The following is a 21,963-nucleotide window of genomic DNA, read 5'->3' as shown; positions in this document are numbered from 1 at the left end:
TCCATCCTATACCGCACCCGCGTCCATGCGTGACAATGCATACCATCGAGATGTAAGATATAACTTACATTTTCGTGCGGTGAACCTGCGTCGGGAGGTGAACATGCAACTCTATGAAATCGGTCAGGCCGTTGCCAAACGGCGGGCGGAACTCGATCTCACACAGGCCCAGCTTGCAAAACTCGCCGGATTGTCTCGTCTCACGGTGAACCAGCTCGAAACCGGCAAGGTCAAGGATCTTGGAATCAACAAGCTCATCCCGTTGCTCAGCGTGCTCGGCATCGAACTCCTGGCGCAGCCGCGATCGGCCCAAAGCGGCCTCTACAAGGCCGTCGTGAGCTCGAACGTCAGCTATAAGGGTGAATTGACCGAGCGACTGCTGGCGGACGCGCTGACCACGGGACAAATTCCGGCAGGGTACGAATCGCAGATCTCCGTCATCCTCGACGAGGTGCCGTTGCCGGTGGTGGTGAAGGCCGCCGAAGAAGCGGCCGCACGCTCCGGCACGCCGCTTCGCGCCATCTGGAAAAACCTGGCCGCATGGTCGAAGGATCTTCATCTGTACCGGGAGGTATGGGCATGACTGCACCGGCCGAATTGCCCGACGGCCCGTGGCAGGGGCTTTTCCGCAAAACGCTGACGCTAATCGACGAGATACGCCAGTACGGCACGGCACATCCGTTCTGGACATTTGGCGGCGGCACCGTCCTCATGCTGCGTCACGGACATCGTGTCAGCAAGGACATCGATATCTTCGTACCCGACCCGCAGTACCTCGGGTACGTGAACCCACGCATCAGCGACGCCGCATCCGACATCACGACCGAGTACGAGGAACACGCCGGTTTCGTGAAACTGGTGTTGCCCGACGGTGAAATCGACTTCGTGGTCTCCCGAAACCTGATGTCTCCCGGTTACGACGAATGGATGCTGATGGACCACATCGTCAAGGTCGAGACTTCAGCGGAAATCGTGGCCAAGAAAATGTGGCATCGCGGAGATCGTCCCACCGCGCGGGACCTGTTCGATCTCTGCCTGGTCATCGAGCGGGAGCCGGAGAGCCTGATGGAGGCAAGCGCATTTCTCGTTCGCCATCGAGATACCTTCCTGCATCTGCTCGACGAACGTCGCACGTTCGTTCAGTCTCGCTTCAACGATATCTCGACACTCGGTTACACGCCGTCGTTCGACTACTGCGTGAATCTGGCCGGCGAGTTCCTCCGCCAGCTTCCCGACACCGGCACCGCGCGCAAATCGCATCCCCGCTGACGCCACTGCCCTTTCGCTGCCCCCGAAATCCGCTCGATCTTCGTATACCTCGGCTGCGCGCATGCCACAGCGGTGTCTCGCCGTTCGAATCGGCCAGGTTCACGTCCGCCTTCGCATCCACCAGCAACTGCACGATCCGCACATGGCGCTCGCCGCCGTCGCCGAGCGCAATCGCTTCCAGCAGCGCGGCCGCGCCGAGCCGGTTCACGTGATCGACCTTCACGCCCGTGTCGATCAACGTGCGCACCGTGTCGCCGTGGCCACGCTCGGCCGCCCCTTCGAGCGCGCCACCGTCGGCGGCGGCACTCGTGAGCTTCATCAACACAAACGCGCCGACGATCGCCATCCGTTTGAAAAACCCCCGGTGCCTCCTTGCAAGTCCGCCCGCACAGCCGCGCCGGGTCCGGCGAAACCGCGATTGCCCGCGGTCTCGGGCCATGTTAAAAGTCGTCGCACGCATTTGAAAATGAAATGCTCGAATCCGAAAAAGTGCAGAAATGAATAGACCTTTGTTCGACCTCGACCTGTTGCGCGCGCTCGTGATGGTCGCCGACTGCGGCAGCTTCACGACCGCGTCCGCGCGCCTGCATTCGACGCAGTCGACGGTCAGCCAGAAGGTGCGGCGGCTGGAGGAGATCGCCGGGCATCGCCTGCTCGATCGCGGTACGCGCGACGTGCGGCCGACCGACGCCGGCGTGACGGTGCTCAGCTACGCGCGGCGCATGATCGCGCTGAACGACGAGATGCTGGAAGCGCTGTCGGGCGCGACCGTCGCGCTGACGATCCGGCTCGGCGTGCCCGACGATTTCGCGGCGGGCCGCACGACCCATGCGCTCGCCGCGTTCAAGCGCGATCATCCGCAGGTGAAGCTCGAGGTCACGTGCGGGCTGAGCCGCGACATCTGCGCGGCCTACGATCGCGGCGAGCTCGATCTCGTGCTGATCAAGCAGCGGCGCGACAGCCGCGAGGCGGTGGTGCGCTGGCCGGAGAAACTGCGCTGGATCGACAGCGCGCAGCATCCGACGATCGACCTCGATCCGGTGCCGATCGTCGTGTTCCCGCCGCGCGGGCTTTATCGCGACGACATGATCAAGGCGATCGAGGAACGCGGCCGCCGCTGGCGGATCAGCTTCACGACGTCGAGCCTGAGCGGGATCCAGGCAGCCGTCGCGGACGGGCTCGGCATCAGCGTGCTGCCCGCGCGCGTGGTGACCGACGACCACGTCGTGCTGACCGACGCGCACGGCGGCTTCGCGCCGATCGAGCACATGGACATCGCGATCCTGCATCGGCCGACCGCCGATCCGATGGTCAGCGAGCTGACGAAGGCGCTCGCGGCGATGCTGGAGCACGAGCAGGAATGAGCGCAGCGATGCGGGCCGGCATCGACCGGGCGGCGGCGCATGTCGAGAAAACCGACCGTCAGAACATCGTGTTCCCGTTCGCCGCCTGCTCCGGCACCGGCTGGTTCACGTCCCAGTGTTCGACGATCTTGCCGTGTTCGAGGCGGAAGATGTCCACGATCGCGCTGCCGCGCGTGCCGGGTTCGCGCACCGCGTGCACGTGCAGGATCACGTAGTCGCCGTCGACGAACGAGCGCTTGATCTCGCTGTGCGACTGCGGATACTTGTCGCGCAGGAACGCGACGAACTTGCGGAAACCGTCGCGGCCGTCGGCCGCGTTCGGGTTGTGCTGCACGTACCGTTCGCCGACGTACGCGAGGGCGGCATCCGCATCCTTCTCGTTCAGGCCTTTCTCGTAGAACGCGAGCACCGTGCGGCGATTCGCTTCCTGCTGCGCGCTGTCCGCACCGCCCACGCCGGCGGCCATCGCCTGCGCGGCCGCCGTCGCGAACGTCGCCGCGGCGATCCATCCTGCGGCCCGTGCGGCCATCGTGCGTGTGCGTCGCATCGTCGTCTCCCGGAAGATCAGGCTGAAGGAAGCCCGATCATACCCGGCACGATGCGGCGCCCGGTTCAGACCAGCGCGCCGTCGCGCGCGACGATCCGCCCCGACGACACGACGAGCCGCCGCGTCGGCCGCGCGACGACGGCCTCGGCGAACGTCAGCGCATCGACGAGCACGACGTCCGCGCGCTTGCCTGCTTCCAGGCCATAGTCGGCGAAGCCGCAACCGCGTGCCGCGCCGTGCGTCACGCAGTCGAGCGCGACTTCGAGCGCGTCGTCGCGGCGGAAATCGTTGCGCATGCCGATCAGCATCGCGCGTTCGAGCATGTCGGGCGAGCCGTACGGCGTCCACGTGTCGCGCACGCCGTCGTTGCCGCCGATCACGGTCACGCCGGCCGCGCGGCACGCAACGACCGACGGCACCGGCACCGCGGCCGGCGCGGTCGTGACGATCGCGACGCCGAGCTCGGCCATCCGCGCGAGCAGCGCGTCGCGCTCGCGCTCGGCGATGTCGCCGAGGCAGAAGCCGTGGCTGATCGTGACCTTGCCCTGCATGCCGAGCGCGGCCGTGCGCTGCAAGACGAGATCGAGCGAATACGCGCCCATCGATCCGCGTTCGTGCAGATGCAGGTCGAGGCCGCGGCCATGACGCTCGGCGATCCCGAACAGCACGTCGACCGCCTCGACCGGATCGCCTTCGATCGCGCACGGGTCGAGGCCGCCGAGCAGGTCGGCGCCCGCGCCGAGCGCGTCGGACAGCAGCGCGGCCGTGCCGGGCCGCTTGAGCACGCCCGACTGCGGAAACGCGACGATCTGGATCTCCACCTGGCCGCGCAGCGTCTCGCGCGTCGCGAGCACGCCGTGCAGATGGCGCAACCCGGCTTCGGTGTCGACGTCGACGTGCGTGCGGATGCGCGTCGTGCCGGCCGCGAGGAATGCGCGCGACAGCGCGAGCGACGCGGTGCCCGCGTCATGGCCGCTCGTCGCGCGGTAATTGCGCTCGTTCTCGATGCGGTCGACGAGACGCGGCCCCACCGCGTTGCGATACCACGGCATCCCCCAGTGGGTCTTGTCGAGATGCGTGTGGCCTTCGACGAGGCCGGGCAGCGCGAGCGCGCCCGCGCCGTCCTCGATCGCGCAGCCGGCGGGCGCGTCGAGCGACGGGCCGACGCGCGCGATGCGCTCGCCGTCGATCAGGATGTCGAGCGCTTCGTCGGCGTGCGTGCGGACGTTGCGGATCAGCAGGTTCGTCATGTCGGTTCCGGTGTGGTCGGTCAATCGTTCAGTCAGTTTGAAGCCGTCGCGATGCACGCACCGCGACGGCGGTCGGGTCGTCAGCGCGTGAAACGCAGCGCCGGCGCGAACGGCGCGCCGGTGTCGCTTTCGCCGCGCCGGAACACCCAGCGTTCGGCCGGCACGCCGGCGACGGCGGCCGCCGCATTCGGCGCGCGCACCGCGACGAAGCTCGCGTCGCAGCCGACCGCGATGCCGTAGTGCGCGAGGCCGAGCGCGCGCGCGCCGGCGTGCGTCGCCATGTCGAGCGCGATGCCGAGCGCTTCGTCGGTATGGAAGCCCGAGCGGTAGCCGACCATCATCGCGCGCTGCAGCATGTCGCCGTTGCCGTACGGCCACCACGCGTCGCGAATGTTGTCGTTGCCGGCGAACACGTGGACGCCCGCGTCGCGCAGCTGCTGAACCGGCGGGAATGCGCAGTCGCCCGGCGCGTTGGTCAGGATCGACACGCCGGCGTCGGCGAGTGCCGCGGCCGCACGCTCGACGTCGCCATGTTCGACCTGGCCGAGCGCATACGCGTGGCTCACGTTCACGCGGCCGCCGAGGCCGGCCGCGCGCGTGCGCGCCGCGATCCGCAGCAGTTGCGCGATGCCGGTCTCGCCCGGTTCGTGCAGGTGGATGTCGATCTTCGCGCCGCGCTTCTCGGCGATGCCGAACACGATGTCGAGCTGGCCGTCCGCGTCGCCGTCGAGCGTCGTCGGGTCGATCCCGCCGACCACGTCCGCGCCTTCGCGCACGGCCGCATCGAGGAGCGCGGTGGTGCCCGGGCACGTCACCACGCCGGCCTGCGGAAACGCGACCAGTTCGATGTCGACGATTCCGCGCCACTGTTCGCGCGCGGCCATCACGGCGTGCAGGTTCGACAGGCCGGTCGTCGCGTCCACGTCGACGTGGCTGCGCATCGCGATCGTGCCGAACGCGGCGGCCTGCGCGATCAGCGCATTCGCGCGCTCGACGATCGGCGGCGCGGCCGCGAGCTGGCGCTTCTCGACCACGAGCCGCTCGCGCAGCGAGTCGACCGATTGGTGCGGCACCCAGCGGTCGCCGACGAAACTCTTGTCGAGATGGATGTGGCCGTCGACGAAGCCGGGCAGCACGACGCGGCCGCCGAGGTCGATCGTTTCGGCGCCGGGTGCGGCAGTGCAATCGGTGCCGATCGCGACGAAGCGGCCGTCATTGACGACGAGGTTGACGGGCCGGCCGCCGGCATCGACGGCGTTGGTGAAGAAGCGATCGGTCATGAGTCGGAATGAGTGGGGCGGACGCTGCGCGACGCCGACGCGGACAGGGGAAGGCACCGCAGCCGGCACGGCGCGACCGTTGGCAGGGATGTGCGGTCACGATATCGGACGGGGCGGCCAGTGGCCAATTAAATGTCGCGATGCCGCGCATTCGATTTCGCGATATGCGGGCGAGCTGCCCGTCGGGCGTGGCGCGAAGATGGGGTGTGATCACCGGGCGGGCGCCCGCGGATGCCGATCGTCGCACAATCGGCGCCCTCACGCGGCTGCCGGACGGCGAACCGCATCGTCGAATCTCGGCCGCGCCGCACCGCGATTTGCGCGGCAACAGACTTTACACGTTGTTACCCGGCCGCACCGGACGTGCATCCGCCCTTTCCTTATACTCACGCCGAGTTCGCCACCCGTCCCGGAATTCGTCGGCGAACACGTTGCCGATGCAGGAAACATCATGATGCGCATGCCTTCCACGAAGACCGTTCTGTTCGCCACGCTCGTCGCCGTGGCGGCGCTTCCGCTGACCGCCTGTGTCGCGCCGGGCTACTACGGCGCGCAACCGGGCTATCCGCAGCAACAGTACGCGACGCCCGGCTACGCGCAACCCGCGTATTCGCAACCGGGTTACGTGCAGCCGCAGCAGCCGGCCTATCCGAACCAGGCGCCGCAGTACGACCAGTACGGCAACCCGCAGCCTTACGGCGGCCAGTACGGCAACGGCTACGGCACGCAATACGGCACCGTCGCGAACATCCAGCCGATCAACGGCTCGGTCGGCACGTCGGGCGTCGCCGGCACCGTCGTCGGTGCGCTGGTCGGCGGCCTGGTGGGCAACCAGTTCGGCCGCGGCCACGGCCGCGATGCGGCCACCGTGATCGGCGCGCTCGGCGGCGCCGTCGCCGGCAACCAGATCGGCCAGCAAATGGGCGCGGCCCAGCCGCCGAGCAGCTACCGGATCGACGTGCGGGTGAGCGACGGCTCGACGCGCTCGTTCGACGTGCAGTCGCCGGGCGACCTGCGCCCGGGCGATCGCGTGCAGATCAACGGCAATCAGCTGTCGCGGTATTGAGGCGGATCGCATGCGCCTGAGCTGATCGGGTGCATCACACGTATCGCGGACACCTCACGTCGCGGAGGCGGTATCGAGGCGGATCGCATGCGCCTGAACTGATCGGGCGCATCACATATATCGCGGCCCCCTCACGTCGCGGACGTATTTCGCGTGTCCGGCGGCGCTTCGGCGCAATGGCCGGCACGCGCTTCACTTCATCCCTCTTCCACGAGTCGGCGCGGCATGCCTGTCGCGCACGGCACTGCGTCGTCACGTTCCTCACGTCGCGCGCCACATGCACGCGTTCGCGTCCAACGCAACGGCAGGTGCGTTCGCATCCGGCTCGTTTCCACGCGCATGCGTTCGGCGCCCCGAGCACGATTGCCTGCGGACTTCGCGAACGCGCAGCGATGCTCCACGCGTCATCCCGACCATCACTCGCGCCTCGGTAGCGCGCTTCACGCCTGTCGATGCGGCGTGCCGATCGCACCGGCAAATGCGTGTGTTTTCGATTAGCATCGGTCGATGCCTTGCCGCGCACCGCGCCGCAGATTCCGACCTTCCGGCACACCAACGACAACACCGACCGATGATCACGATCCGCCTGCTCGACGCCGCCGACGCGGCGCAATTCCAGTCCGTTCGCCTGCGCGCGGTCGACTCGTCGCCGACTTCGTTCCTGCCGACCCGCGACGAGGAAGCCGGCGTCCCGGTCGACGAATTCGCGACGCGCATCACGCCCACCCACGAGCGCGCCGTGTTCGGCGCATTCGACGATGCATCGCTCGTCGGCATCACGGGCGTGCGCCGCGACGCGCGCGCCAAGGTCGCGCACAAGGCGACGATCTGGGGCGTGTTCGTCGACCCCGCGTATCGTGGCCGCGGCATTGCGCAATCGCTGCTCGACGGCGCGACCGCGCATGCGGCGCATGCGTGGAAGTGCAGGCAACTGATCCTGTGCGTGAACGAGATCAACGGCACCGCGGAACGCTTGTATGTGTCTCAAGGGTTCGTCCGGTTCGGCACGGAACCGCGTTCGCTGTTCGTCGACGGCCGCTTCTACGATGAACATCACATGGTCAAGACGCTGGCATGACGCGTCGCGTTCGCGCGCATCGGCCGGCCGCACGCGAACGCCCCTCCACCCCGTTGCGCCACCGCTTGCCGGTGCTCGTCGCGTTGCTGCCTGCCTGGCGATCGTCACGTTCGTCAGCGTCATCGCGCTCACATTGAATGCATGGATCGCCCCCGGCGATGTGACCATCGGCATGCCCGATACACCGGCGTGCCGAAGTCGTAGTTGCCGATCGTCACGCGGGAAATCGGCTGCACGGCGGGCAGCGGCGGCGTGCCGTTGTAGTCGAACGCAACCGGCCCCTGCACGACGATCGCCTGGAAACACGACGCAGTCACGCCGCTCAACGTCACGTCCGAGATCGCCACGTTCCGCGCGACCGGCGGCCGCGTGTGTACCGCATCGTTCGCGGGCTGATCGTCGCGGTCGAACGCGCCCCATTCATATGTCGTCGTACCATACTGTGCAGCCTAGACGCGATCGAGGCTGGGGATGAATTGGTTGTTTACTCCGATTACATTGGTCTAATGCCGTAAATGTGAGTACACACTCACATCTAATTTCGCGCCCCAAGAGATAGGTTGTCGTATGTTTATGCGCAAAAACTTCGACTGAAAGACCCCGCCCGATACGTCCGACGGGGCCACGGCCTTACTCGCCGACTGCGGAAACCCGCTCCACCGCCGGCTCGCGTCCAGCCGACGCGGCCGGTTCGAACACCAGCACGACACTGGCCGGATTACGGCCGACAGTCGGCTGCCCGGTTCCGCGCACGTCCTGCACGTGCGCGCTGATCTTCACGTCATGAGTTTCGTCGTAGCCGTCGAAACCGTCGTGTCCGCGCTTCGCCAGCCGGACCGGCCGGCCGGCGCCAGGCACCGTGCCCCGGTCGCCCGCGTTGTCCGTCAGACCGACCTTCACATCGGCCAGGCCGTCAACGCCGCTCGGCGAACCGGACGGCCGCAACAGTACGACGTTGATATCGGGATTCGTCGCGCGCACGCGAATCGGCAACGTTGCGCCGACGGTCTGCTGCGCGCCGCCCGTCGCGTTCAGTTCGACCACATCGCCCAACGCCGAGTTGTCCGGCCTCGAAACGAACAGACTGTCGCCGATGTTCGCGGTCAGCGTGATCTTCTTGACGACCGCCTGCGGCGATGTCGGCCCGGCGTACGTCAGGCCGGTCAATGCGCAGCAAGCGGCGAGCGCGGCGAGTTGATGGTGGATCTTCATTGTGAGGTCCCGCTTTCAGGATGGTTGAAACCCGGTTGCCGAAATAGCCGGCCCGTTTCGAGCGCCCGATCACCATCGCAATGAAAAATCCGCATTCCGTTATCCCGAAATTGGCCTGCAATGCGAGGTGGAATTCGCTTCGCTCAGCCGTATGCGTGTGCGATCGAAGCACCCGCCAGCCATTGCGATCGTGCGTCGGATACGCTGCACAGCCAGCAACGATGGCATCCGGCAGACCGCATGCGCCACGGCTTACCACCACGATAGGTCGCGAAACCTCATACCAGAATCCATGAAAACCTTCATGTTTCTGCCGGGTTTCGATTTACCTGTGCAATCTCGAAATCAAACAGGAATTCGCCGCGAACATGCCGTACTCACTTGCGCATCGGTGTCGGTAATTCTGCGTCTGTTCAGCCCCCGCCCGCCGCGCTATCGTTGTTCCACCTTCACAGCCCAGGAGTTGCCTTTGCCTTCCCGCCACGGAGTCGACCTCATCCGCGCCCGCGCGCTGTTCGATCGCGAGCGCCGTGCATTCACCGAAGCCATGCCGATCTCCCGCGCGTTGTCCGCGGAAGCGTCCGAGCATTTGCTGTTCGGCGTGCCGCTGCACTGGATGCAGGACTGGTCGACCCCGTTCTCGCTGGTCGTGAAGGAGGCGCGCGGCGCGACCTTCACCGACGTCGACGGTCATCGCTACGCGGACTTCTGTCTCGGCGACACGGGCGCGATGTTCGGCCATGCGCCCGAGCCGGTCGCACGCGCGCTCGCCGAACAGGCGACGCGCGGCTACACGACGATGCTGCCGAGCGAGGACGCCGCCTGGGTGTCGCGCGAACTCGCGCGCCGCTTCAGGCTGCCGGTCTGGCAGTTCGCGCTGAGCGCGAGCGACGCGAATCGCTTCGTGCTGCGCTGGGCGCGCGCGGCCACCGGCCGCAACACGATCGTCGTGTTCAACGGCTGCTATCACGGCACGGTCGACGACGTGTTCGTCGATCTCGTCGACGGCCGCCCGGTGCAGCGCGACAGCCTGCTGGGGCAGTCCTACGACCTGCTGGCGAACACGCGCGTGGTCGAGTTCAACGATCTGGCCGCGCTCGAGGCGGCGCTGAAGGATGGCGACGTCGCATGCGTGCTCGCCGAGCCGGCGATGACGAATATCGGCATGGTCCTGCCCGAGCCGGGCTTCTGGGAGGCGGCGCGCGAACTCACGCGCCGCTACGGCACGCTGCTCGTGATCGACGAAACCCACACGATCAGCAGCGGCCCGGGTGGCTACGCGGCCGCACACGGTCTCGAACCGGACGCGCTGGTGGTCGGCAAGCCGATCGCGGGCGGCGTGCCGTGCGCGGTGTACGGATTCAGCGCCGAATTCGCGGAACGCGCGAAACAGGCGAAGCTGAGCGCACCGCCCGGCCATTCCGGGATCGGCACGACGCTCACCGCGAACATGCTCGCGATGCATGCGATGCGCGCGACGCTCGCCGACGTCGCGACCGATGCCGCGTATGCGCATATGTTCGAACTGGCCGCGCGGCTTGCGACCGGGCTCGAACAGGCGATCGCGAAGCATCGGCTGCCGTGGTGCGTGACGCGCATCGGCGCACGCACCGAGTTCCAGTTCACGCCGGTGCCGCCACGCAACGGCACGATCGCCGGCGAGCAGCTCGACAGCGAACTCGAGCACATCGTGCATCTGTATCTGCTGAACCGCGGGGTGCTGATCACGCCGTTCCACAACATGATGCTCGTGTGTCCGCAGACGACGGCCGACGATGTCGACACGCTCGTCGCGCAGTTCGACGCGTGCCTGGGTGAACTGGTGTGATGTGGGACACGCGGTGTGTCCGGCCCGCCTGCATCGGGCCGACCGGACACATGCCCGACGCTACTTCGGCAGATCCGTCGAATCGACCTGCGCGCCGGGCACGCCCACGGAGCACGCACTCACTTCCCGCTCCACACGCAGCGCCGCACACGTATCGACGCGCCTACTTCGGCAGATCCGTCGGATCGAGCTGCGTGCCGGGCACGCCCGCGGTGCGCGCACTCACTTCGAGTTCGTCGCGCAGCGCCGCAAGCGTATCGCCGGCGCCGCCGCCCTGCCCCGACGCCGCACCGCCATCGAGCGCCGGCAGGATGTAGCCGTTCACCATCCGCCGGAACAGCTTCACGTTCTCCGCGTCGCGCAGGCCGCCGTCCACCGGCAGCACGCCCGTCATCACGATCACCGTATTGCGCTTCGGCAACACCGTGATGAATTGCCCCTTGAAGCCCATCGCGTCGAATTCCGGCTCGCTGTCGACGATGTTGTTGATCCACCAGTAGTAGCCGAAGTGCGGCGACACGCGCGGCGCCGTCATCTGCGCGATCCACGCCCGCGGCACCACCTGCCGCCCCTGCCAGCGCCCGCCGTCGAGCACGAGCATGCCGATCTTCGCCATGTCGACGGCGCGCAGCCGCAGCCCCCAGCCGGCCGACACGAGCCCGGTGCGATCCGCGCGCTCCCATGCCGCGCGCTTCATGTCGAGCGGGCCGAACAGGTGCGTGCGCGCATAGCGCTCGACGGGCTCGCCGGCCGCCGCGCTCAACATCGCCGACGCGAGGATCGGGTTCACGTCGGTGTACTCGAACGCGGTGCCCGGCGCGACCTTCGGCGCGGCCGACGCGGCGAGCTTCAGCCGGTCCGGCGCGGTGTAGTAGATCGGATCGTCCTTCGGGCTGAAGTCGTAATGCAGGCCGCTCGACATCGACAGCACGTGCTTCAATTCGATGCCGCGCTTGTCCGCGAGCGCGCCGCCGAGCTCGGGGCGCCACGCGGCAAGCCGCGCGGCCACCGGCTCGTCGAGCTGCACGGCGCCCTGCTCGACCAGGATGCCCGCGACGAGCGACGTCACGGCCTTCGTCACCGAGTACAGCTCGTAGGTCGAGTCGCGCGACGCGTTCGCGCCGTAGCGCTCGAAGATCAGCTTGCCGTCCTTCACGACGAGCAGGCTGTACACGTCGAGCTTCTGCTCGCGGATCCAGCGCGACAGCGCGACGAGCCTGCGCGAATCGACGCCGACGTCTTCGGGTGCGGCCGCCGCGATGCCGGTTTCATGCAGCGGCAACGCGTCGGCCGCGTGCGCCGCGGACAGCATCGGTGCCGATGCCGAGGCCAGCGCCCCGCCGCCGATCAGCAACGCGGCAACCCGTGCGAGCAGCCGGCGCATGAACGGCGCAGCGGGCCGCCGTGCATCGGAACGCCACACGGACGAATGGTCACTGAAATTTGCAATCCTCATCAAATCTCCGGCGCATCGTTGAACGCGGTGGCGGTACCGGGCACCCCCTTCGTCTGCCGGCTGCGCTCGAGTTCGTCGCGCAGCGCCTGCGTGGCTGCCGCGCTTTCGACCGGCGGCCGCGCGGGCGTGAGCGCCGGCAGGATGTAGTCGTCGACCATCCGCCGATAGAGGTTCAGGTAGGTCGCGTCGCGCAACCCGCCGTCGGTCGGCAGCAGGCTCGTCATCACGACGACCGCGCGCTGCGCGGGCAGCACCGTGATGAACTGCCCCTTGAAGCCCATCGCGCCGAATTCCGGCGTGCCGCGCTCGACGACATGGCCGATCCAGCAGTAGTAGCCGTAGTCGGCCGCGGCCGGCGATGGCGTCGTCATCTGCCGGACCCAGCCGGCCGGCACGACCTGCTTGCCGTTCCAGCGGCCGTTGTCGAGCAGCAGCATGCCGATCTTCGCCATGTCGACGGCGCGCAGCCGCAGGCCCCAGCCACCCGCCACCGCGCCGGTGCCGTCGGCGCCGCTCCAGCGGTAGTGCGCGAAGCCGAGCGGCTCGAACAGCCGCTCGCGCGCGAAGTCGTCCTCGCGCTCGCCCGCGGCGATCGACACGGCCGTACCGACCAGCACCGGGTTCACGTCGATGTAGTCGAAATGCGTGCCGGGCGGCTGCGCGGCACGGCTCGTCACGGCAACCTGCAGCCGGTCGGGCGCGTCGTAGTACAGCGGATCGGTGCCTTCGCGCGTCGTGTAGCGCAACCCGCTCGACATCGACATCAGGTGCCGCAGCTCGATATCCTGCTTGTCCGCGAGTTCGCCCGCGAGATCGGGCCGCGCGGCCGCGATCAGCGGCGCGACCTTCGTCGACGGGCCGAGCTTGCCATCGCCGTCGAGAATGCCGGCGAGCAGCGCGGTGATCGTCTTCGTCACCGAATACAGCTCGTAGTTGTTGTCGCGCGTGAGGCCGTCGCCGTAGCGCTCGAACACGATCTTGCCGTCCTTCACGACGACCAGGCTGCGCACGTCCATCCGGTCGCGGCGCAGCCATTCGGACAGCCGCACGAGCGGCGCCGAATCGACGCCGGCCGCTTCGGGCACGACGCTCGGCGGATCCTGCGGCGCGCCGCCGGCAGCCAGCGCCGGGCCGCCGCCGCATGACCCGGCGACGATCGCCGCGGCCGCGAGGCCGCGCATTGCGAGGGAAACGCTCATCGTAGCTCCTGTTGAAACGGCGCCCGCCGCGTCGCGCGGGCGCTCACATCGCAATCGCATCGCGCGACATCAGTCGAGGCACGGCTTGCCGGCCGGCAGGAACTGCCCGCGCCCCGGCTCCGCCGCGAGCAGCCGGCCGTCCTCGACGAGCAGCTCGCCGCGCGACAGGCAATGACGCGGCCAGCCCGTCACCTCGATCCCTTCATAAGGCGTGTAGTCGACCGCATGATGCAGCGACGCATTCGCGATCCGCACGCGCTTGTCCGGATCCCACACGACGATATCCGCGTCGGCACCGACCGCGATCGTCCCCTTGCGCGGATACAGCCCGTACAGCTTCGCGGGGCGCAGCGAAGTCAGCTCGACGAACTGGTGCAGCGACAGGCGCCCGTTGCGCACGCCGTCGAACAGCAGCGGCAGGCGCGTCTCCAGCCCCGGAATGCCGTTCGGGATATGGTCGAACGAGACGGCCTGCCCGCCCGGATGCTTGCCGCACGGATCGTCGTAGTTGAACGGCGCGTGATCGGACGAGAATACCGAGAACACGCCCTGCTTCAGCGCCTTCCACACCGCCTGCTGGTTCGCCGGATCGCGCGGCGGCGGGCTGCATACGCATTTCGCGCCTTCGTAGCCGTCGTGACCGTGATGACCGAGATCGGCGGCCGTCAGATACAGGTACTGCGGGCAGGTTTCGGCGAGAATTGGCAGCCCGCGCGACTGCCCCCAGCGAATCTGCTCGATCGCCTCGGCGCCCGATACATGCACGATCAGGATCGGCACGTCGACGAGTTCCGCGAACGCGATCGCGCGATGCGTCGCCTCGCGCTCGACCACGGCCGGCCGCGCGTGCGCATGAAAATGCGGCGCGACGTGGCCGTCGCCGAGCAGCCGCTCGGTCAGCCAGCCGATGCAGTCCGAATTCTCCGCATGCACCATCACGAGCGCGCCGTGCTCGCGCGCGACCGACAGCACGTCGAGCATCTGCCGGTCATTCAGCTTCAGGTCGTCGTAGGTCATGTACACCTTGAACGACGTGTAGCCGTTCGCGATCAGCCGCGGCAGCTCGTCGGCCAGCACGTGCGGCGTCGGATCGGCGACGATCAGGTGAAAACCGTAGTCGATCAGCGCGCGCCCTTCCGCGCGCCGGTGATAGTCGTCGACGGCCGCCTGCAGCGACTGCCCCTTCGCCTGCGCGGCGAACGGCACGACGGTGGTCGTGCCGCCGCACAGCGCGGAGCGCGTGCCGGACAGGAAATCGTCGGCCATCTTCAGCCCGTCGGGCATCGGCTGGTCGAGGTGGCAGTGCGCATCGACGCCGCCCGGCATCACGAGCATGCCGCTCGCATCGAGCTCGCGCGGCGCGCGCGGCAGCCCGTGGCCGAGCATGGCCACGCGCCCCGCGCGGATGCCGATGTCGCACGAGAACCGGTCCGCCGCCGTCACGACGTCCGCGTGACGGATCACGAAATCGAGATCGTTCGACATGACGCGCGCCTCAGATCACGTCGCTGAAGAGACGCCCCCAGCCCTTCACCTGCCGCGTGTCGTAATCGGCGAGCTGCAGCGACTTCCACACGACGGTCGAGATCGTGTCGTAGATCGGAATGCCCGTCTCTTCCTCGAGCGCCGGCACCAGGTGCGCGGCGTTCAGGTTCGTGCAGAAGATCGAGATCGCGCGCGGGCCGGCCTTCGCCACTTCGCGCACCATCCCGCCGATCTGGTCGCCCGTCACTTCGGAGAACGAGAAATTGACCTTCAGGTTCAGATGGCGCTCGGCGATGCAGTTCAGCCCCGAGCGGCGATAGTTGTCGACGATCTTCGTCTGCACGTCGTCGAGATACGGCGTGACGAGGCCGAACTCGTGCGCGTTCGTCTTCTTCAGGATCTCGTTGAGCGCGAGCACCGAGGTCGTGGCGGGGATCCCGGTCGCTTCGGTGATGCGCTGGCACAGCCGCTCGTCGGCCTCGAAGCCGAGCCAGCCGGACGACGTGCCGTTCCATGCGATCACGTCGACCTTCGCGTCCGCGAGCAGCATCGCGGCCTGGATGATCTTGTCGTCGTCGAACTGGCCGAGCGCCTGGCCCGTCAGCGAGATTTCGGTGACGGGAAAGCGCGCGAAGTGCGCGGACACGCCCGGCAGGCCGGCGACCATCGCGCTCGTCAGCGGTTCGAGCGACGTGTTGGACGAAGGGGTGAGCATGCCGAGCAGGGTACGTTTCTTCATGATGGGTTTTCTCTCTACCAATGAATGCAGTCGATGCAGTGAAAGGGGGCGGTCAGACGGGGAGCTTGTTTTCGTAGTCGATCGCGCTGGAGCACACGAACAGGCCGACGCCGGCCGCCGCGAACACCATCAGCGCAAGGAAGTAGGAACCGGTGAACTGCACGATCGCGCCGACGAGGATCGGCACGGTGATGCCGCCGATGTTGCCGCCGAGGTTCATGAGGCCGCCGAGGAAGCCGATCTTGTTGCGTGTGCCGAGCGACGACGGGATGCACCAGTACAGCCCGCACCAGCGCAGGAAGAACAGCGTCGTCGACAGCAGCGCGACGCACACGACCGGGCTCTTCACGTAGGCGACGGAAAAGATCGACACGGTCGCGATCACCGCGGCGATGCCGAACAGCGTGCGCATCACGACGTTCGGACGCCCGCCCGCGGCTTTCCACTTGTCGGCGATCCAGCCGCCGAGCAGCTCGCCGACGAAGCCGCAGAAAAAGATGATGAAGGTCGACCCGCCCATCTGCTTGATGTCGAAGCCGTGCACCTTGTGCAGGTAGTTCGGCATCCACGTGAGCAGCCCGTAGAACACGCTGTTGAAGCACATCCAGCCGAAGAACATGCACCACACCGAGCGGTATTTGAAGAAGTCGCGCGAGCGCCCCGATGCACCGGCCGGCTCGGCCGCGAGGTCGCTCGCGTGCGACGCCTCGATGTAGTCGGCCTCGAGATCGTTGACGCCCGGATGCTCGCGCGGCGTGTTGCGGATGTAGTACCACGCGAGGAAACCGGCCAGCACGGTGCCGACGCCGGCCACCGCGAACGCGAGCCGCCACGAGCCGAGCAGCGCGATCAGGCCGGCGATCAGCACCGCGCCCAAGGCCGCGCCGAGCGGCGCGCCGCCGTCGAGCAGCGTGGCGCCGCGGCCGCGCTCGGTCTGCGTCATCCAGATCGCGTTGAGCTTGCCGCCGGCCGGATAGATCGGCGCTTCGGATGCGCCGAGGCCGAGGCGCGTGAGCAGCAGCGACGGCGCGTTCGTGCACAGCGCGGCGATCGCCTGGAAGAAGCCCCAGAACACGGTCGCCGTCGCGATCACGATGCGCGGCTTGAACCGGTCGGCCAGCATCCCGCCCGGGATCTGCATCACCGCATAGGTCCAGAAGAACGAGCTGAGGATCAGGCCCTCCATCGCCGGCCCGATCTTGAACTCCTGCGAGATGTAAGGCATGGCGACGGACAGCGACGCGCGATCGACGTAGTTGATCGCGATGAGGCTCAGCATGACGACGAATATCTTCCAGCGGACGGCGGACTTGCCGACCGTCAGGGCGGCGACACCGGAGGTTGAAGACATGGACGGACTCCAGGGATGAACGAGGATGGTCAGGACGTCGCGCAACGTTGAGCCGAGTATAGGATTAGAAATTTATAATTACCGTTAGCGTAAACGCTTGGTTTCATTGAATTTGTTTTATCACTATCGTGATGCAGGGTAAGCCCCGATATCGTGATAAGCTTGCGCCATCATGAGCCAGACACCCCGCAATCCCCTGCTTCTGCGCACGCGCGGCATGGCCGCGGAGATCGCCGCGCGCCTGCGCGTGATGATCGACGAGGGCGAACTGCCGCCCGGCGCGCGGATCGACGAAAAGGAACTGAGCCTCGCGTTCGACGTGTCGAAGACGCCGCTGCGCGAAGCGCTGAAGGTGCTCGTCGCGGAAGGCGCCGTCACGCATCGCCAGTACATCGGCTATCGCGTCGCGTCGATCGACATCGACGATCTCGTGTCGACGTTCGAGCTGCTGCACGGGCTCGAGGCAATGGCGGGCGAATTGCTGCGCAAGCGGATCGGCACGTCGACGCTCGCCTCGCTGCAGGCGAAGCACCGGCGGATGGTCGAGTGTCACGAGGCCGGCAAGCGGGTCGAGTATTTCCGGCTGAACCAGCAGATTCATCAGATGATCATCGACGCGGCCGGCAACCCGGTGCTGTCGGGCATTTATGCGTCGCTGATGTCGAAGGTGCACCGCGCGCGCGGCGCCGCGAACGCGGACACGCTGCGCTGGGCCGAATCGCTGCACGAGCACGAAGCGATCATGGCTGCGCTCGCCGAGCCCGACCACGCACGGCTGCCGCAGGTGCTGCGCAGCCATTCGGAGAACACCGCGCGCGAAGTGCTGGCGATCCTCGATCGCACCGGCACGGCCGACGTGTCGGCCAAGCGGGCGGCCGAAGCGTAACGGCCTGCCGGCGAACCGAACGCGTAGCGGGGGCCCTGCGAACAGACCGCCGACGGCCTGCTACGCCGCCTTCAACGCCCGTCGCGCCACCTCCGCGAAATACCGCGCGCCGACCGGCAGAATCTCGTCGTTGAAATCGTACGCCGCGTTGTGCAGCGGCACCCCGCCGCGCTCGGCCGCTTCGCCGTTGCCGATGAACACGAAGTTGCCCGGCACCGCCTGCAGGAACGCGCCGAAGTCCTCCGAGATCATCATCGGCTGCACGTCGGCGTTCACCGCGTCGGCGCCCGCGACCTGCGCCGCGGCCTCGACGGCCGTGTCGACCCATTCCGGGGAATTCACCGTCGGCGCGAACTCGTGCGTGTATTCGAACGTGCAGGTCGCACCGTGCGCGCGGCAGATCCCTTCGCTGATCTCGCGCATCCGTGTTTCGAGCAGCGTTTGCACGTCACGCGCATAGCTGCGCGTGTCGCCCTTGATCGTCACCGTCGACGGCAGCACGTTGCGCAGCCCGTCGGTGATGAACTCGGTGCACGAGATCACCGCCTGCAGGCCCGGATCGAGATTGCGCGACACGATCGTCTGCAGCGCGAGCACGATCTGCGAGCCGATCACGATCGGATCGATGCCCATGTGCGGGCGCGCCGCATGCGTGCCGCGCCCGTCGATCCGGATCACGAAGTTGTCCTCGCTCGCCATGATGCCGCCCGCGCGCGTCGCGAACGTGCCGGCGCGCATGCCCGGCATGTTGTGCGCGCCGAAGATCGCGTCGACCGGGAAGCGCTCGAACAGCCCGTCGGCCATCATCGCCTTCGCGCCGCGGCCATGTTCCTCGGCCGGCTGGAAGATGAAGCGCACGGTGCCGTCGAAGTCCTTGCGCTCGGCCAGCAGTTGCGCGGCGCCGAGCACCATCGACATGTGTCCGTCGTGCCCGCACGCGTGCATCTTGCCCGGCGTGCGCGACGCATGTTCGCGGCCCGGCGCGTGCTCGGCGATGTTCAGCGCGTCCATGTCCGCGCGGATGCCGATCGCGCGCGTGCCGGTGCCGGCCGTCAGGTTCGCGACCAGCCCCGTGCCGCCGATCCCGCGCTGCACGTCGAGCCCGAGCGTCGTCAGGATCCGCGCGACGTAGTCCGACGTGTTTACTTCCTCGAAACCCGTCTCCGGGTGCTGGTGCAGATGCCGGCGCCAGGTTTTCAGCCGGCCCTGCAGCGTGCTTCCTGCCGTTGCGTCCAGTGCGTCCATCGTGCTTGCCTCGTCGGTCGTCAGGTCGTTCGGGGCGCTCAGGCTTCCGCGGCCGCGCGGGTCCGCGTCAGCCAGTCGCGCTGGCGCGCCAGCACCGCGTCGGCCGTCTCGCCGACACACCGCCGGTAGACGCTCGGCGCGGTCGCGCCTTCCGTGTTGATCGCCAGCACGCGCGCGTTCGCATCGAGCCCCGCCTGCCGCGCCAGCGCCGGATCGCGCATCAGCACGGTCAGCCCCGCGATGCCCGCCGCGCCCGACTCGCCGGACACGAACGGCACGTCGCGTTCGCTGCCGGCGGCCAGCGCGCGCATCGCCTGCACCGCGTCGTCGTCGTCGATCAGCATGAAGTGATCGATGCCCGGCTCGAGAAAGTCCCATGCGAGCGGCGACGCCTCGCCGCACGCGAGCCCCGCCATCACCGAGTCGACGCTGCCGGTCGCCTTCGTCGCGCGCCCGGCGAGCGCGCTCTGGTACAGGCAATCGGCCTGGCGCGGCTCGACGACGATGAAATGCGGCCGCCGTGCGCCGGCATGCTCCCACAGATAGCTCGCGACACCGGCCGCAAGGCCGCCGACGCCGCCCTGCAGGAACACGTGCGTGAACGGCCGGTTATCGCCGCTGCCATCGCCATCGCCATCGCCATCGCCGATGGTTGCCCTCTCCCGCCGCCTGCGCGAGCGCCTCGGCCGCGATCACGCCGTAGCCCTGCATCACGTCGCGCGGAATCGCCTCGTAGCCGTCGTACGACGTATCGGACACCAAGTGCCAGCCGTTCGCGTCCGCGAGCTGCGCGGCGTGCACGACCGATTCGTCGTAGTTGCCGGCGATCCGCACGATCCCTGCGCCATGCGCGGCGATCGCATGCTCGCGCTCCGCGTCGACGTGCGCGTGCAGCACGATCACGCAGCGGCAGCCGATCGCCCTCGCGGCGGCGGCCAGCGCTCGGCCGTGATTGCCGTCGGTTGCGCTGATCACCGTCAGGTCGGCCAGCGACGCCGCGTAGCGGCCCGTGACGAGCCCCTGCGGATCGAGCGCCTCGTTGCGCCGCAACCGCTTCACGAGCCGCATCAGCGCGATCGGCGCGCCGAGCGCCTTGAAGCTGCCGAGCGGCGAACGGCACGCTTCGTCCTTCACGCTGACGCTCGCGACGCCGAGCCGCGCGGCCAGATCGGGCAGCGCGCGCAACGGCGTGCGGGCCGCGCCGACGAGCGGCCAGTGCGCGAGCCACGCGCCGCTCTCGTCGGCCGCGGCGATGTTCATGATGCGGCGCAGCGTGTCGGGATAGTCGGTGCGCGACGCGCGGGGATTGGCAATCAGCATGGCTGGAAGGGCTCCGGAAATTGGCCGCGCGGGCGGCCCGGCGGTGAATGCGGTGCGGGCGCATACGGGTTGCGCACGCCGTCGGTCCGAAAAATAATATTGCGCATCCCGGTCAATAAAATCGCCAAATCGGCGCTCCGGACGCAAAAATTTCTCATTCTTTCGAGGCAGCCGCACCATCATGTCCACCCCACTCGATGCGTTCGATCGCAAGCTGCTGATGGAAGTCCAGCGCGACGCGCACACGCCGCAGACCGAACTCGGCGCCCGCGTGAACCTGTCGACCGCCGCCGTGAACCGCCGCCTGCGGCGGCTCGCGGAAGACGGCGTGATCGAGCGCTACACGGCGGTCGTCGCGCCGGAGAAGGTCGATCATCCGCTGACGATCGTCGTGAACGTCGAAGTCGAGCGCGAGCAGATCGACCAGCTCGACGCGATGAAGCGGACCTTCGAGCGCTGCCCGCAGATCCAGCAGTGCTACTACGTGACCGGGGAATGGGATTTCGTGCTGATCCTCGCCGTGCGCAACATGGATCAGTACAACGCGCTCACGCGCGAGCTGTTCTTCGCGAACAACAACGTGAAGCGCTTCAAGACGCTCGTGAGCATGAGCCGCGTGAAGGTCGGGCTCGAGGTGCCGATGGATCCCGGCGAGTGACGCTCGAACGTCAGCGCCTGTCGGCAGCCAATGAACCGAAAAACGTCGCGACCTTCGCCTTGCTCGTCGTCTGCAATCGCGACATCAGCCCGTGATCGACCTGCCGCAACCCGTAAGTCTCGCCGATGTCGCGCTGCATCCGGCACCACAGATGGCTCGCGATCTCCGCGTCGACCATCGCGCGGTGGGCACGGCCCGTCTGCGGCAAGCGCAGCATGGTCGCGAGGTTCGACAGCCGGTGACTTTGCGCGTGCGGGTAGAGGCGCCGCGCGACGAGCATCGTGCATGCGAACGCATGCTCGGCCGCCATCCCGAGCATCGCGAGTTCGGCCTGCCAGAACCGCTTGTCGAAGCCGGCGTTGTGCGCGACGACGGGATGGCTGCCGACGAACGCGGCGGCTTCCTTCATGACCTTCGCCACCGGCGGCGCCGACGCGATCATGTCGTTCGTGATCCCCGTGAGCGCGACGACGTCGGACGGAATGCGGCGGCCGGCGTTCATGAGGCTCTGGTAGCGGTCGACGATCTGGCCGTCGCGCAGCAGGATCACGGCGATCTCGGTCGCCCTGTCGCCCATGTTCGGAGAAAGCCCGGTTGTTTCGAAGTCGAGTACCGCTACGGTTTGCATGGTCGAATCGGAGGAAGGATAGCTGGCGGCGCACGTCGGCCGGGACGTGTCTCGCCGACGCGAAAGCGCCACAGTGTATCCCCGGATGCCGCGTCGGGCGGC

21 protein-coding genes and 2 pseudogenes are annotated in these 21,963 nt (G+C 67.7%); 9 read left to right on the top strand and 14 right to left on the bottom strand.

What is annotated here, in order from left to right:
- Window positions 1–103: 103 nt before the first annotated feature.
- Both DIE12_RS06480 and DIE12_RS06475 read left to right on the top strand, forming a co-directional pair.
- The gene (locus DIE12_RS06480) at window positions 104–583 is read left to right on the top strand and encodes a helix-turn-helix domain-containing protein (protein WP_124486031.1); all 480 of its coding nucleotides are present in this window, start codon (window positions 104–106) and stop codon (window positions 581–583) included.
- The gene (locus DIE12_RS06475) at window positions 580–1,269 is read left to right on the top strand and encodes a nucleotidyl transferase AbiEii/AbiGii toxin family protein (protein ID WP_124520253.1); all 690 of its coding nucleotides are present in this window, start codon (window positions 580–582) and stop codon (window positions 1,267–1,269) included. Before DIE12_RS06480 ends, DIE12_RS06475 begins: the two co-directional genes overlap by 4 nt.
- Here DIE12_RS06475 and DIE12_RS39015 read toward each other — a convergent pair.
- Window positions 1,151–1,492 (bottom strand): hypothetical protein, encoded by a 342-nt coding sequence (locus DIE12_RS39015; protein WP_409333438.1) that lies wholly within the window; start codon window positions 1,490–1,492, stop codon window positions 1,151–1,153. The genes DIE12_RS06475 and DIE12_RS39015 overlap by 119 nt on opposite strands.
- On the opposite strand from DIE12_RS39015, the gene DIE12_RS39010 reads away from it, so the two are divergent.
- Window positions 1,412–1,774, top strand: coding sequence for a hypothetical protein (locus tag DIE12_RS39010; protein ID WP_185640963.1), 363 nt, complete (start codon window positions 1,412–1,414; stop codon window positions 1,772–1,774). The genes DIE12_RS39015 and DIE12_RS39010 overlap by 81 nt on opposite strands.
- Window positions 1,767–2,633 (top strand): LysR family transcriptional regulator, encoded by an 867-nt coding sequence (locus DIE12_RS06465; RefSeq protein WP_124486029.1) that lies wholly within the window; start codon window positions 1,767–1,769, stop codon window positions 2,631–2,633. The genes DIE12_RS39010 and DIE12_RS06465 overlap by 8 nt, the downstream gene beginning before the upstream one ends.
- Before the next feature lie 58 nt (window positions 2,634–2,691).
- Here the strand turns inward: DIE12_RS06465 and DIE12_RS06460 are convergent, their stop codons facing one another.
- From DIE12_RS06460 to DIE12_RS06450, 3 genes are all read right to left on the bottom strand, one after another.
- Window positions 2,692–3,180: a nuclear transport factor 2 family protein gene (locus DIE12_RS06460; RefSeq protein WP_124520254.1), complete on the bottom strand. Its 489-nt coding sequence runs from the start codon at window positions 3,178–3,180 to the stop codon at window positions 2,692–2,694.
- 65 nt (window positions 3,181–3,245) lie between these two features.
- Window positions 3,246–4,430 carry an amidohydrolase family protein gene (locus DIE12_RS06455; protein WP_124520255.1) on the bottom strand — a complete coding sequence of 395 codons (1,185 nt, stop codon included), beginning with the start codon at window positions 4,428–4,430 and terminating at the stop codon, window positions 3,246–3,248.
- An 80-nt stretch (window positions 4,431–4,510) separates the two neighbouring features.
- On the bottom strand, window positions 4,511–5,710 hold the full coding sequence (locus DIE12_RS06450; RefSeq protein WP_124486026.1) for an amidohydrolase family protein: 1,200 nt from the start codon (window positions 5,708–5,710) through the stop codon (window positions 4,511–4,513).
- A 451-nt stretch (window positions 5,711–6,161) separates the two neighbouring features.
- Between DIE12_RS06450 and DIE12_RS06440 the strand changes: the two genes are divergently transcribed.
- Both DIE12_RS06440 and DIE12_RS06435 read left to right on the top strand, forming a co-directional pair.
- Complete coding sequence (locus tag DIE12_RS06440) at window positions 6,162–6,776, top strand: glycine zipper 2TM domain-containing protein (RefSeq protein WP_044844961.1); 615 nt, start codon at window positions 6,162–6,164, stop codon at window positions 6,774–6,776.
- A 571-nt stretch (window positions 6,777–7,347) separates the two neighbouring features.
- Window positions 7,348–7,854, top strand: coding sequence for a GNAT family N-acetyltransferase (locus DIE12_RS06435; protein ID WP_124486024.1), 507 nt, complete (start codon window positions 7,348–7,350; stop codon window positions 7,852–7,854).
- A gap of 90 nt (window positions 7,855–7,944) precedes the next feature.
- On the opposite strand, the pseudogene DIE12_RS38535 reads toward DIE12_RS06435, so the two are convergent.
- Window positions 7,945–8,303: pseudogene (locus tag DIE12_RS38535) on the bottom strand (endopolygalacturonase); the annotation flags it as partial.
- Window positions 8,304–8,484: 181 nt separating this feature from the next.
- Complete coding sequence (locus DIE12_RS06425) at window positions 8,485–9,066, bottom strand: hypothetical protein (RefSeq protein ID WP_124486023.1); 582 nt, start codon at window positions 9,064–9,066, stop codon at window positions 8,485–8,487.
- A 469-nt stretch (window positions 9,067–9,535) separates the two neighbouring features.
- On the opposite strand from DIE12_RS06425, the gene DIE12_RS06420 reads away from it, so the two are divergent.
- Window positions 9,536–10,894: an aspartate aminotransferase family protein gene (locus DIE12_RS06420; protein ID WP_124486022.1), complete on the top strand. Its 1,359-nt coding sequence runs from the start codon at window positions 9,536–9,538 to the stop codon at window positions 10,892–10,894.
- Between the two features lie 163 nt (window positions 10,895–11,057).
- On the opposite strand, the gene DIE12_RS06415 is transcribed toward DIE12_RS06420, so the two are convergent.
- The 5 genes from DIE12_RS06415 to DIE12_RS06395 form a co-directional block, all read right to left on the bottom strand.
- A complete protein-coding gene (locus DIE12_RS06415) occupies window positions 11,058–12,350 on the bottom strand; it encodes a serine hydrolase (RefSeq protein ID WP_124486021.1) in 1,293 nt (430 codons plus the stop codon).
- Complete coding sequence (locus DIE12_RS06410) at window positions 12,350–13,549, bottom strand: serine hydrolase (RefSeq protein ID WP_124486020.1); 1,200 nt, start codon at window positions 13,547–13,549, stop codon at window positions 12,350–12,352. Before DIE12_RS06410 ends, DIE12_RS06415 begins: the two co-directional genes overlap by 1 nt.
- A 69-nt stretch (window positions 13,550–13,618) precedes the next feature.
- Complete coding sequence (gene hydA / locus DIE12_RS06405) at window positions 13,619–15,034, bottom strand: dihydropyrimidinase (protein WP_124486019.1); 1,416 nt, start codon at window positions 15,032–15,034, stop codon at window positions 13,619–13,621.
- Between the two features lie 10 nt (window positions 15,035–15,044).
- The gene (locus DIE12_RS06400; protein ID WP_124486018.1) at window positions 15,045–15,773 is read right to left on the bottom strand and encodes an aspartate/glutamate racemase family protein; all 729 of its coding nucleotides are present in this window, start codon (window positions 15,771–15,773) and stop codon (window positions 15,045–15,047) included.
- A gap of 52 nt (window positions 15,774–15,825) precedes the next feature.
- A complete protein-coding gene (locus tag DIE12_RS06395) occupies window positions 15,826–17,124 on the bottom strand; it encodes an MFS transporter (protein ID WP_124486017.1) in 1,299 nt (432 codons plus the stop codon).
- A gap of 172 nt (window positions 17,125–17,296) precedes the next feature.
- On the opposite strand from DIE12_RS06395, the gene DIE12_RS06390 reads away from it, so the two are divergent.
- Window positions 17,297–18,010: a GntR family transcriptional regulator gene (locus DIE12_RS06390; protein ID WP_124520256.1), complete on the top strand. Its 714-nt coding sequence runs from the start codon at window positions 17,297–17,299 to the stop codon at window positions 18,008–18,010.
- 60 nt (window positions 18,011–18,070) lie between these two features.
- On the opposite strand, the gene DIE12_RS06385 is transcribed toward DIE12_RS06390, so the two are convergent.
- Together DIE12_RS06385 and DIE12_RS06380 are read right to left on the bottom strand one after the other, a co-directional pair.
- Window positions 18,071–19,255, bottom strand: a complete 1,185-nt coding sequence (locus DIE12_RS06385; RefSeq protein WP_124520257.1) for a M20 aminoacylase family protein — start codon at window positions 19,253–19,255, stop codon at window positions 18,071–18,073.
- 38 nt (window positions 19,256–19,293) lie between these two features.
- Window positions 19,294–20,575: pseudogene (locus DIE12_RS06380) on the bottom strand (diaminopropionate ammonia-lyase).
- A 181-nt stretch (window positions 20,576–20,756) separates the two neighbouring features.
- On the opposite strand from DIE12_RS06380, the gene DIE12_RS06375 reads away from it, so the two are divergent.
- On the top strand, window positions 20,757–21,233 hold the full coding sequence (locus tag DIE12_RS06375; RefSeq protein ID WP_124520258.1) for an Lrp/AsnC family transcriptional regulator: 477 nt from the start codon (window positions 20,757–20,759) through the stop codon (window positions 21,231–21,233).
- 10 nt (window positions 21,234–21,243) lie between these two features.
- Here the strand turns inward: DIE12_RS06375 and DIE12_RS06370 are convergent, their stop codons facing one another.
- Window positions 21,244–21,861: a PolC-type DNA polymerase III gene (locus tag DIE12_RS06370; RefSeq protein ID WP_124520134.1), complete on the bottom strand. Its 618-nt coding sequence runs from the start codon at window positions 21,859–21,861 to the stop codon at window positions 21,244–21,246.
- Window positions 21,862–21,963: the final 102 nt, after the last annotated feature.

The sequence above is a fragment of the Burkholderia sp. Bp9015 genome (assembly GCF_003853505.1).
In the GTDB taxonomy this organism is placed as follows: Bacteria; Pseudomonadota; Gammaproteobacteria; order Burkholderiales; family Burkholderiaceae; genus Burkholderia.
Note: the sequence above shows the minus strand (reverse complement) of the source record. Positions and strands in the feature narration are given on the sequence as shown.

What these genes read in the sequence shown, in the direction of transcription:
- DIE12_RS06370 (WP_124520134.1), bottom strand. Translation starts at nt 21,861, where the DNA reads ATGCAAACCGTAGCGGTACTCGACTTCGAAACAACCGGGCTTTCTCCG.
- DIE12_RS06390 (WP_124520256.1), top strand. Translation starts at nt 17,297, where the DNA reads ATGAGCCAGACACCCCGCAATCCCCTGCTTCTGCGCACGCGCGGCATG.
- DIE12_RS06400 (WP_124486018.1), bottom strand. Translation starts at nt 15,773, where the DNA reads ATGAAGAAACGTACCCTGCTCGGCATGCTCACCCCTTCGTCCAACACG.
- DIE12_RS06435 (WP_124486024.1), top strand. Translation starts at nt 7,348, where the DNA reads ATGATCACGATCCGCCTGCTCGACGCCGCCGACGCGGCGCAATTCCAG.
- DIE12_RS06425 (WP_124486023.1), bottom strand. Translation starts at nt 9,066, where the DNA reads ATGAAGATCCACCATCAACTCGCCGCGCTCGCCGCTTGCTGCGCATTG.
- DIE12_RS06395 (WP_124486017.1), bottom strand. Translation starts at nt 17,124, where the DNA reads ATGTCTTCAACCTCCGGTGTCGCCGCCCTGACGGTCGGCAAGTCCGCC.
- DIE12_RS06480 (WP_124486031.1), top strand. Translation starts at nt 104, where the DNA reads ATGCAACTCTATGAAATCGGTCAGGCCGTTGCCAAACGGCGGGCGGAA.
- DIE12_RS06450 (WP_124486026.1), bottom strand. Translation starts at nt 5,710, where the DNA reads ATGACCGATCGCTTCTTCACCAACGCCGTCGATGCCGGCGGCCGGCCC.
- DIE12_RS06440 (WP_044844961.1), top strand. Translation starts at nt 6,162, where the DNA reads ATGATGCGCATGCCTTCCACGAAGACCGTTCTGTTCGCCACGCTCGTC.
- DIE12_RS06475 (WP_124520253.1), top strand. Translation starts at nt 580, where the DNA reads ATGACTGCACCGGCCGAATTGCCCGACGGCCCGTGGCAGGGGCTTTTC.
- DIE12_RS06455 (WP_124520255.1), bottom strand. Translation starts at nt 4,430, where the DNA reads ATGACGAACCTGCTGATCCGCAACGTCCGCACGCACGCCGACGAAGCG.
- DIE12_RS06375 (WP_124520258.1), top strand. Translation starts at nt 20,757, where the DNA reads ATGTCCACCCCACTCGATGCGTTCGATCGCAAGCTGCTGATGGAAGTC.
- DIE12_RS39010 (WP_185640963.1), top strand. Translation starts at nt 1,412, where the DNA reads ATGGCGCTCGCCGCCGTCGCCGAGCGCAATCGCTTCCAGCAGCGCGGC.
- hydA (WP_124486019.1), bottom strand. Translation starts at nt 15,034, where the DNA reads ATGTCGAACGATCTCGATTTCGTGATCCGTCACGCGGACGTCGTGACG.
- DIE12_RS06415 (WP_124486021.1), bottom strand. Translation starts at nt 12,350, where the DNA reads ATGAGGATTGCAAATTTCAGTGACCATTCGTCCGTGTGGCGTTCCGAT.
- DIE12_RS06465 (WP_124486029.1), top strand. Translation starts at nt 1,767, where the DNA reads ATGAATAGACCTTTGTTCGACCTCGACCTGTTGCGCGCGCTCGTGATG.
- DIE12_RS06410 (WP_124486020.1), bottom strand. Translation starts at nt 13,549, where the DNA reads ATGAGCGTTTCCCTCGCAATGCGCGGCCTCGCGGCCGCGGCGATCGTC.
- DIE12_RS06385 (WP_124520257.1), bottom strand. Translation starts at nt 19,255, where the DNA reads ATGGACGCACTGGACGCAACGGCAGGAAGCACGCTGCAGGGCCGGCTG.
- DIE12_RS06460 (WP_124520254.1), bottom strand. Translation starts at nt 3,180, where the DNA reads ATGCGACGCACACGCACGATGGCCGCACGGGCCGCAGGATGGATCGCC.